Origin of the sequence: Mesorhizobium sp. M4B.F.Ca.ET.089.01.1.1 (assembly GCF_004022605.1) — a bacterium.
Lineage (GTDB): Bacteria > Pseudomonadota > Alphaproteobacteria > Rhizobiales > Rhizobiaceae > Mesorhizobium > Mesorhizobium abyssinicae.
The window spans coordinates 1-8,573 of sequence record NZ_RZOS01000244.1; the positions used below are offsets into that span (position 1 = coordinate 1).

At 64.1% G+C, this 8,573-nt stretch carries 11 protein-coding genes; 6 read left to right on the top strand and 5 right to left on the bottom strand.

The window, feature by feature from the left end:
* From secDF to EN780_RS21115, 5 genes are all read left to right on the top strand, one after another.
* Positions 1-2,529, top strand: a 2,529-nt coding sequence (gene secDF, locus EN780_RS21095) for a protein translocase subunit SecDF (RefSeq protein WP_245500043.1), incomplete at its 5' end; no start/stop codon positions are given.
* A gap of 10 nt (positions 2,530-2,539) precedes the next feature.
* Positions 2,540-2,929, top strand: a complete 390-nt coding sequence (locus EN780_RS21100) for an Mth938-like domain-containing protein (RefSeq protein WP_128275209.1) — start codon at positions 2,540-2,542, stop codon at positions 2,927-2,929.
* 25 nt (positions 2,930-2,954) lie between these two features.
* Entirely contained in the window at positions 2,955-3,773 is an 819-nt protein-coding gene (locus EN780_RS21105; RefSeq protein WP_128275215.1) for a phytoene/squalene synthase family protein, read from the top strand.
* 81 nt (positions 3,774-3,854) lie between these two features.
* Positions 3,855-4,283 (top strand): hypothetical protein, encoded by a 429-nt coding sequence (locus tag EN780_RS21110; protein WP_128275210.1) that lies wholly within the window; start codon positions 3,855-3,857, stop codon positions 4,281-4,283.
* A complete protein-coding gene (locus tag EN780_RS21115; RefSeq protein ID WP_189556635.1) occupies positions 4,283-5,233 on the top strand; it encodes a sterol desaturase family protein in 951 nt (316 codons plus the stop codon). Before EN780_RS21110 ends, EN780_RS21115 begins: the two co-directional genes overlap by 1 nt.
* Here the strand turns inward: EN780_RS21115 and EN780_RS21120 are convergent, their stop codons facing one another.
* From EN780_RS21120 to EN780_RS21140, 5 genes are all read right to left on the bottom strand, one after another.
* Positions 5,234-5,557, bottom strand: coding sequence for a type II toxin-antitoxin system RelE/ParE family toxin (locus EN780_RS21120; protein WP_189556637.1), 324 nt, complete (start codon positions 5,555-5,557; stop codon positions 5,234-5,236).
* Positions 5,529-5,831 (bottom strand): type II toxin-antitoxin system ParD family antitoxin, encoded by a 303-nt coding sequence (locus EN780_RS21125; protein ID WP_128275212.1) that lies wholly within the window; start codon positions 5,829-5,831, stop codon positions 5,529-5,531. The genes EN780_RS21120 and EN780_RS21125 overlap by 29 nt, the downstream gene beginning before the upstream one ends.
* Before the next feature lie 67 nt (positions 5,832-5,898).
* Complete coding sequence (trmFO, locus tag EN780_RS21130; protein ID WP_128275213.1) at positions 5,899-7,308, bottom strand: methylenetetrahydrofolate--tRNA-(uracil(54)-C(5))-methyltransferase (FADH(2)-oxidizing) TrmFO; 1,410 nt, start codon at positions 7,306-7,308, stop codon at positions 5,899-5,901.
* Between the two features lie 447 nt (positions 7,309-7,755).
* The gene (locus tag EN780_RS21135; protein WP_127284355.1) at positions 7,756-7,896 is read right to left on the bottom strand and encodes a DUF1127 domain-containing protein; all 141 of its coding nucleotides are present in this window, start codon (positions 7,894-7,896) and stop codon (positions 7,756-7,758) included.
* A gap of 51 nt (positions 7,897-7,947) precedes the next feature.
* Positions 7,948-8,088 carry a DUF1127 domain-containing protein gene (locus tag EN780_RS21140; RefSeq protein ID WP_006335194.1) on the bottom strand — a complete coding sequence of 47 codons (141 nt, stop codon included), beginning with the start codon at positions 8,086-8,088 and terminating at the stop codon, positions 7,948-7,950.
* Between the two features lie 235 nt (positions 8,089-8,323).
* Between EN780_RS21140 and EN780_RS21145 the strand changes: the two genes are divergently transcribed.
* On the top strand, positions 8,324-8,573 hold a 250-nt coding region (locus EN780_RS21145; RefSeq protein ID WP_128275214.1), incomplete at its 3' end, for a DUF2157 domain-containing protein.

Sequence of the window (8,573 nt, forward strand, 5' to 3'; positions counted from 1 at the left end):
ATCCTGATCTGGCTGGCCGTGGCCGCCACCGTGGTCCTCGCCGCGCCCAATCTCTTCCCCGCCAGCACGTTGGCGCAATTGCCCAGCTGGGTGCCGAAGCGGCAGATGACGCTCGGCCTCGACCTGCAGGGCGGTTCACACATCCTGCTTCAGATGAACCAGAACGACCTGATCAAGGATCGGCTGGAGACCTCGCGCGACGAGATCAGGACGCTGCTGCGCGACGCCAACCCCAAGATCAATTACACCGGCCTTTCCGGATCGGGCCGCACGGTGCAGGTCCGCATCACCGATCCCAGCCAGCTTGACGCCGCCAAGAAGGTGCTGAAGCCGCTGACCGACCCGGTGGCGGCGGGTCTCTTCACCGGCGGATCCGTCCAGGAGATGACGCTGGACGATTCCGAGCCCGGCCTGCTCAAGTTCACGGTGACCGACGCCGGCATCAAATACCGCACCTCGACGGCGCTGACGCAGTCGATCGAGGTCGTCGAGCGGCGCGTCAACGAGCTCGGCACGACCGAGCCGATCGTGCAGCGGCAGGGCGACGACCGCATCCTGGTCCAGGTGCCCGGCCTGCAGGATCCGCAAAGGCTGAAGGAAATCCTCGGCCAGACCGCCAAGCTGACGTTCCAGATGGTTGACCAGTCGATGCCGGTCCAGGACGCGCTCAACGGCCGTCCGCCGGCAGGCTCCTCGATCCTCTATTCGCAGGACGATCCGCCGGTACCGTATCTGATCGAGAACCGTGTCATCGTATCGGGCGAGAACCTCGTCGATGCGCAGGCGACCTACAATTCGCAGAACAACGAGCCGGTCGTTTCCTTCCGCTTCGACTCCAAGGGCGCGACCCGCTTCGGCCAGGCGACGGCGCAGAATGTCGGCAAGCTGTTTGCCATCATCCTCGACAACCAGGTGATCTCGGCGCCGCAGATCCGCGAGCCGATCCTCGGCGGCACCGGCCAGATCTCCGGCAATTTCACAGCCCAGAGCGCCAACGACCTCGCCGTGCTGCTGCGCGCCGGCGCGCTGCCGGCGACGCTGACGGTGATCGAGGAGCGCACGGTGGGTCCGGGCCTGGGGCAGGACTCCATCCATGCCGGCAAGGTCGCCGGCATCATCGGCTCGATCCTCGTGGTCGCCTTCATGTTCGTCGCCTACGGCTTCCTCGGCTTCCTGGCCAACATCGCGCTTGCGGTGCATGTGGCGATGATCGTCGGGCTGTTGTCGCTGCTTGGCGCGACGCTGACCTTGCCTGGTATCGCGGGTATCGTGCTCACCATCGGCATGGCGGTGGACTCCAACGTTCTGATCTATGAGCGCATCCGAGAGGAGCGGCGGGCCGGCCGCTCGGTCATCCAGGCGATCGATACCGGCTTCACCAAGGCGCTGGCGACCATCGTCGATTCCAACGTGACGTCGCTGATCGCGACCGTGGTGCTGTTCTATCTCGGCACCGGGCCGGTGAAGGGCTTCGCCATCACCTATGCCATCGGCATCCTGACCACGGTCTTCACCGCCTTCACCTTCACCCGGCTGCTGGTGTCGATCTGGCTGCGCCGCGCGCGGCCGAAGGAACTGCCGCGCGCTCCGGTGACCTTCATTCCGCCCGGCACGAAGATCCCGTTCATGGGCATCCGCCGCTGGACATTCGCGCTCTCCAGCCTGCTGTCGATCCTGTCGGTCGTGCTGTTCATGACCGTCGACATCAACTACGGCATCGACTTCAAGGGCGGCTCGCTGATCGAGGTGCAGTCCAAGAGCGGCAATGCCGATCTCGCCGACATCCGCGGCAGGCTGACCGAACTCAACATCGGCGAAGTGCAGGTGCAGCAGTTCGGCGAGCCGAACGACGTGCTGATCCGCGTCGGCACCCAGGAGGGTGGCGAGAACGCCGAGCAGACCGTCATCGACAAGGTGCGCGGCGAGCTGCAGGACCAGTATGATTTCCGCCGCGTCGAAGTGGTGGGACCGACGGTTTCGGGCGAGCTCGCCAAGCAGGGCACGATCGCCATGCTGATCGCGCTGCTCGGCATCCTGGTCTATGTCTGGTTCCGCTTCGAATGGCAGTTCGCGGTCGGCGCCATCATCGCGACCGTGCACGACGTGGTGATGACCATCGGCTTCTTCGTCATCACCGGGCTGGAATTCAACCAGTCGTCGCTGGCGGCAATCCTGACCATCATCGGTTATTCGCTGAACGACACCATCGTCGTCTACGACCGCGTCCGCGAGGATCTTCGGAAATACAAGAAGATGCCGCTGCCGCAGCTGTTGAACAACGCCATCAACGAGACGCTGTCGAGAACGACGCTGACCTCGGTGACGACGATCCTGGCGCTGCTCGCGCTGGTGCTGTTCGGCGGCGAGGTGATCCGTTCGTTCACGATGGCGATGCTATTCGGCGTGGTGTTCGGCACCTATTCGTCGATCTTCATCGCCGCGCCGCTGCTGATCCTGTTCAAGTTGCGGCCGCAGGCCACGTCCGCCGACGAGGAGAAGCCGGTGAACGGCAAGGCCGTGGCGACCTGACGCCGCGGCCGTGGCCAAGGGCATCGTCATCCGCGAGGCGCATTTCCCCGGCCGGGCGCCGATCGAGGCCTATGGCAATGGCGGCTTCCGCTTCGCCGATATGTCGCATCGCGGCTCGCTGCTCTGCCTGCCGTCCGGCATCCATGGCTGGGAGCCGGCCGATCCGCTGGCGTTGACGGTGGCGGACTTCAGCAAGCTGCTCGCCGAGGCCGGCAAGGTCGAGATCGTGCTGGTTGGCACCGGCAAGGATCTGCGGCCGCTGCCTGCGGTGCTGCGCGCGGCATTGAAGGAAGCCGGCATCGCCGCCGATCCGATGTCGACCGGCGCGGCGGTGCGGACCTACAATGTCCTGCTCGCCGAAGACCGCGCCGTGGCCGCGGCGCTGATTGCCGTCGACTGACGTGGCCGATACCGCCAACATCGTCATGGATGCGGTGCGCGCTTCCGACCATGACCGTTATCTCAGCGCGCTCTACGCGCCTGCCGACAAGCGCGACGCGCTGTTTTCGCTCTATGCCTTCAATGCAGAGATCGCGTCCGTTCGCGACCGTATCCACGAGCCGTTGCCCGGCGAGGTACGGCTGCAATGGTGGCGCGATGTCATCGCGGCAGAGAACGATGCGGAGACCGGCCATCCGATCGCCGATGCGCTGAGGGCAACGATAGCGGCCAACCGCCTGCCGAAGCCAGCCTTCGACAACATGCTCGAAGCTCGCATCTTCGATCTCTATGACGACGCGATGCCGTCGCGCATTGACCTCGAAGGCTATTGCGGCGAGACCGCCGCTGCGCTCATACAGCTTGCGGCAATGGTGCTCGATCCCCAGGAGGCGCCGCGCTTCGCCGAACTGGCTGGGAGGGCGGGCTGCGCCCAAGCGATCACGGGCCTTCTGCTGCTGTTGCCGCTGCATCGTCGACGCGGCCAATGCTTCGTGCCGGCGGATATCCTTGCGGCGGCTGGCTCGTCATCGGAAGAGTTCGTCAAAGCGGACGGCGGCCCCGGCGCGCAGCGCGCGGTGGCGGCGGTGATCGCGCTGGCGCGCGAGCATCTCAGTGCTTTCGAGCGCGGCGCCGCCGCGCTGCCGGCTTCGCTGCGCTCGGCCTTCCTGCCGCTGGTGCTGACGCGCGCCTATCTCGGCAAGATGGAAGGGCGCTCGCCGCTCGATGGCGCTGCGCGGCTTTCGGCTTTGCGCCGGCACTGGCTGCTGCTGCGTCGCGCCTCGAAAGGCTGGCCGGCCATTTGACGTAAACGTCAATCGTGCTAGGTGTTCTGCCGGTCGGACTCGCGTCGAAGAAGCGCAAGCCGCCGGAGGAGATGCCATTCCATGAGCCTGCCCGTGCTGGTCGCCCTTGTCGTGTTCGGCATCGCGCTGTCGGTCGCTGCCGTGCATTTCACTGGCGGCACCACGACCGCGACGCTTGCCGGCACGGATCAGGCGCTGCAGCGTTTTGCCGAAGATTTTCCCGATGAACAGCCGGCGGCGGTGCGTCTGACGGCGGACCGCCGGGCGGCATTCCTCGACCTCGGGCCGGCGCGCGCCGGTATCGTCAGCAGCATCGGCGATTGCTTCCTGACGCGCATCGTCACGCCGCGCGACATCCTGGCCCTGACCGTCGACGATCCGCTTTCGATCTCCATCAGGCCAAACGACTTCACCTGGCAGGGCGGCCGGTTCGCCTTTGCCGATGAGGCCGACGCCAAAGCTGTGGCGGCTGCATTGCAGGACCATGATCGGACCCGGGAGGCCGCGTGATGGACGACTACAATTTTCCGCAGGTCACCCAGCTCGCCATCCCGTTCTTCGTCGCCGCCATCCTGATCGAGCTCTGGCTGGTGCGCACAGGCCGCGCCAGGGGATCGTTCGAGACGCGCGACACGCTGACCAGCCTGATGATGGGCACCGGCAACGTCGTTGCAGGGCTGCTGCTCGGTGTTGTGTCCTACTGGGCGCTGCTTTGGCTTTGGCAGTTCCACTTCTTCAATCTCGGCCTGTCGGTCTGGGTGTTCCTCGCCGCCTTCCTGCTCGACGATTTGCGCTACTATGTCTACCACCGCATCGCGCACCGGGTGCGCTGGGTGTGGGCCGAGCATGTCAATCACCATTCCAGCCAGCACTACAATCTCTCGACGGCGCTGAGGCAAAGCTGGACCGGGCTTTTCACCTTCATGTTCGTGCTGCAGGCGCCGCTGGTGCTGCTCGGCTTCCATCCGGCGGTGATCGCCTTCACCTTTGGCTTCAACCTGGTCTGGCAGTTCTGGATCCACACCGAAGCGATCGGCAAGATGTGGGGCTGGTTCGAGTTCATCTTCAACACGCCCTCGCATCACCGCGTCCACCACGCTACCAATCCGCGCTATCTCGATGCCAATTATGCCGGCACGCTGATCATCTGGGACCGCATGTTCGGCACGTTCGTCGAGGAGTTGGAGGAGGACCGGCCGCGCTACGGCATCGTCAAGAACATCGGCACCTTCAACCCGCTGAAAGTGGCCTTCCACGAATGGATCGGCATGTTCAAGGACGCGCTGATGCCGGGACTGACGCTGCGCCAGCGCCTGAACTACCTCATCCAGCCGCCCGGCTGGAGCCACGACGGCTCGCGCGAGACGTCGGAGACGCTGAAAACAGCCTATGTCAGGCGAAATCCGGGCGAGGCGGGCAAGCCGGGCTTGCCTGCGGCGCCAGCCGTGCCTGCGGAGTAGTTAGGACGGTTCGTCGCCGCGCATCAGCGTTTCATAGTCGCGGCCGCCGTAGAAAATCCTGACGATGTGGACGAAATCGTCCTCGATCACGTAGGCGATGACGGCGGAATGTTCGAATGGGACAGTTCGCAGTCCCGGCACGATGTCGTCGCGCGACCGGCCACCACGAGGGGCGTTACCGATGCTCAGGCAACGCTCCTTGATCCGATCGATAAAACCGTTGGCGGTAGTTTCGCTGCGGCTACTATCAAGGACATAGGCGGCAATGGCTTCGAGGTCGGATATTGCCTCTTCCCTAAGAACGACGGCGAGACGCTGAATCATCTTTGTCTCGTGCCAATCGTGAAATCCGGCCTCTTACTCTTTCGATTGCCTCTTCGAGCGGAACCGCGGGTCTCGTGTCCTCAAGCGAAGCCTTCACCCGCGCCCGGATCGACGCCATGCGTTCTGCATGCTCCTCTTCTTCGCGCTGAAAGGCGCGAAGCGCGGCGCGGATCACTTCGCTCGCCGAGCCGAAGGATCCGTCCTCGACCTTTTCGCGGATCATGCGCGCCATGGCAGGCGTGACGGTGACGGAGAGTTTTTCGGCGGCTTCCACGGGATTGCTCCAAAAGGCATGAAGTAGGATAATATCCCACTTTGCGCCTTAGGCCAACCGGCGCCTGTTATTCCGCCGCCTCTGCCTGCGCCGGCAGGCCCAGCCATTGGCGGCAATCGGCCAGCGCGCGCCCCGTGATGGCGCGCCGCTTGGCGACGATCTTGTCCTTGCCGCGCAGCCGCTTGCCGTCGGACTTCGGTGCCTCGACCGGTGGGAACAGCCCGAAATTGACGTTCATCGGCTGGAAGGAGCGTTTACCGGGCTCATCGTCCGAGACGATGTGGCCGCCGGTAATGTGGTTGAGCAGCGCGCCGAAGGCGGTGGTGAGTGGCGGCGGCGCGGCCTGATGGCCGAGCCTTTCGGCAGCGGCGAAACGGCCGGCGAGCAGGCCGATCGCGGCGCTCTCGACATAGCCCTCGCAGCCGGTGATCTGGCCGGCAAAGCGCAGGCCCGGCCGTGACTTCAGCTGCAGCGAGGCATCGAGCAGCGTCGGCGAGTTGATGTAGGTGTTGCGGTGCAGGCCGCCGAGGCGGGCAAAGTCGGCGTTTTCCAAGCCCGGAATGGTGCGGAACACGCGCACCTGCTCGGCATGCTTCAGTTTGGTCTGGAAGCCGACCATATTGTAGAGCGTGCCCAGTGCATTGTCCTGGCGCAGCTGGACGACGGCGTACGCCTTCACCGATGGATTGTGGACGTTGGTCAGCCCCATTGGCTTCATCGGTCCGTGGCGCAGCGTCTCGACGCCGCGCTCGGCCATCACCTCGATCGGCAGGCAACCGTCGAAATAGGGCGTGCCTTCCCATTCTTTGAACTCGGTCTTCTGGCCGTCGACCAGCGCCTGGACGAAGGCGAGATATTGGTCCTTGTCCATCGGGCAGTTGATGTAGTCCTTGCCGGTGCCGCCGGGGCCGACCTTGTCGTAGCGCGACTGGAACCAGCAGGTGTTCATGTCGATCGTGTCGAAATGCACAATCGGCGCGATCGCATCGAAGAAGGCGAGCGCATCGGCGCCGGTCGCCTGCGCGATCGACTGGGCAAGCGAAGGCGCGGTCAGCGGACCGGTGGCGATGATCGCCTCATCCCAGTCCGCCGGCGGCAGGCCCGGCACTTCCTCGCGCTCGATGGTGATCAGCGGGTGTGCCTCGATCTTTCGGGTCACCGCCTCGGAAAACCCGTCTCGGTCGACGGCCAGCGCGCCGCCGGCCGGCACCTGGTGGGCGTCGCCGGCGCTCATGATCAGCGAGCCGGCAAGCCGCATCTCGGCATGGAGCAGGCCGACCGCGTTGGTTTCGGCATCGTCGGAACGGAAGGAGTTGGAGCAGACGAGCTCGGCAAGACCATCGGTCTTGTGCGCATCGGTGCCGCGGACGGGCCGCATCTCATGCAGCACGACCGGAACGCCGGCCTCAGCGATCTGCCAGGCGGCTTCGGAGCCGGCGAGGCCGCCGCCGATGACGTGAACGGGATTGTTGCTCATGGGCGCCGGAATAATCGCTTGACGCCGCGATTGCAATTGGCGCGAAGGACTGGAAAGGGCCGATGGCGGGCCGAAGTGCGGCAAAGCCGGCCTCAGAAACACAACACCCGCCGGGGGAGGAGGTCCGGCGGGTGTCGTTTTGGGGGTCGATCCTCGGGAGGAGGTGAAGATCGACCGTATTCGTCATCGCCGGGGAGGAGGTCGGCTCTGACGAAATTCCTTTCGCCGTTTGAAAAGGGGCGAAACCTTTGGAAGACGAACCATGTTCGCTTCGAAAGACGAACTATGTTCGCTTCGAAGACGAACTGCGTTCGCTTCGGGAACAACGCCCGCCGGGGGAGGAGGTCCGGCGGGCGCCGTTTCAGTGGTCAACCCTTGGGAGGAGGTAAGGGTTGGCCGTATCCGTCAGGGTCGGGGAGGAGGTCGACCCTGGCGAAATTCTTGTACTTAGACCGCCTTGCGGGCGATCATCTTGATCTCGTCACGGACGATGCCGAGATCATGGAGCTGGCGATTCGACAGACGACCCAGCTCGGTAACCGTATCGCGATAAACGCGCCAGTTACGATAGTTGCGGATCAGGTTCATTGTCGTTCTCTTCTTCAAAACTGGTTCGGACCATTCGCGGTCCGAAGAGGATTAGACCGCCTTACGAGCGACGTAGTGGATGTCGCTGCGGCTGATGCCGAGGTCGGTCAGTTCACGGTTCGACAGGCGGCTCAGCTCGGAGACGGTGTCCCGGTAGCGGCGCCAGTTGCGGTAGTTGCGGATCAGGTTCATGGTAGTGCTCGTTTCGTCTTTCGTTCGGATCATTCCGTTTGTGTACGAACAGAAAATAGGTGGGGTCATATCGATTTAAAAGTGCCATTGGCGCATGGCAGCAATGCAAATTGTGCAATGCAACATTAACGCGCGTTCACGGCTTCGACATAAAGAAACCCGAATCGGAAAATGCCGTAGCGTCAACGGTTTGACCGGGTGGGCCGAATAAAAGACCGAGGCAGGGGGAAAGAAAATGGCGAGCTATGCTTCGCGGGTCAGGTCAGACATCGCCCGATGGCGGCAGACCGGCCTGATCGACGCGCCGACGGCCGAGGCGCTGGTGCGCGATATCGAGGCCAACGAGCGCAAGTCGCTGAGCTTCGGGTCGATCCTGGCGATGATGGCGGCGCTGCTGTTCGGCGCCGCGATCCTGATCTTCGTCGCAGCCAACTGGGAAGCCATTCCGCGCCTGGTCCGCGTCGCGGCGCTGTTCACCGCCATCC

What these genes read in the sequence shown, in the direction of transcription:
- EN780_RS21135 (WP_127284355.1), bottom strand. Translation starts at nt 7,896, where the DNA reads ATGAACCTGATCCGCAACTATCGTAACTGGCGCGTTTATCGCGATACG.
- trmFO (WP_128275213.1), bottom strand. Translation starts at nt 7,308, where the DNA reads ATGAGCAACAATCCCGTTCACGTCATCGGCGGCGGCCTCGCCGGCTCC.
- EN780_RS21110 (WP_128275210.1), top strand. Translation starts at nt 3,855, where the DNA reads ATGAGCCTGCCCGTGCTGGTCGCCCTTGTCGTGTTCGGCATCGCGCTG.
- EN780_RS21140 (WP_006335194.1), bottom strand. Translation starts at nt 8,088, where the DNA reads ATGAACCTGATCCGCAACTACCGCAACTGGCGCCGCTACCGGGACACC.
- EN780_RS21120 (WP_189556637.1), bottom strand. Translation starts at nt 5,557, where the DNA reads ATGATTCAGCGTCTCGCCGTCGTTCTTAGGGAAGAGGCAATATCCGAC.
- EN780_RS21105 (WP_128275215.1), top strand. Translation starts at nt 2,955, where the DNA reads ATGGATGCGGTGCGCGCTTCCGACCATGACCGTTATCTCAGCGCGCTC.
- EN780_RS21115 (WP_189556635.1), top strand. Translation starts at nt 4,283, where the DNA reads ATGGACGACTACAATTTTCCGCAGGTCACCCAGCTCGCCATCCCGTTC.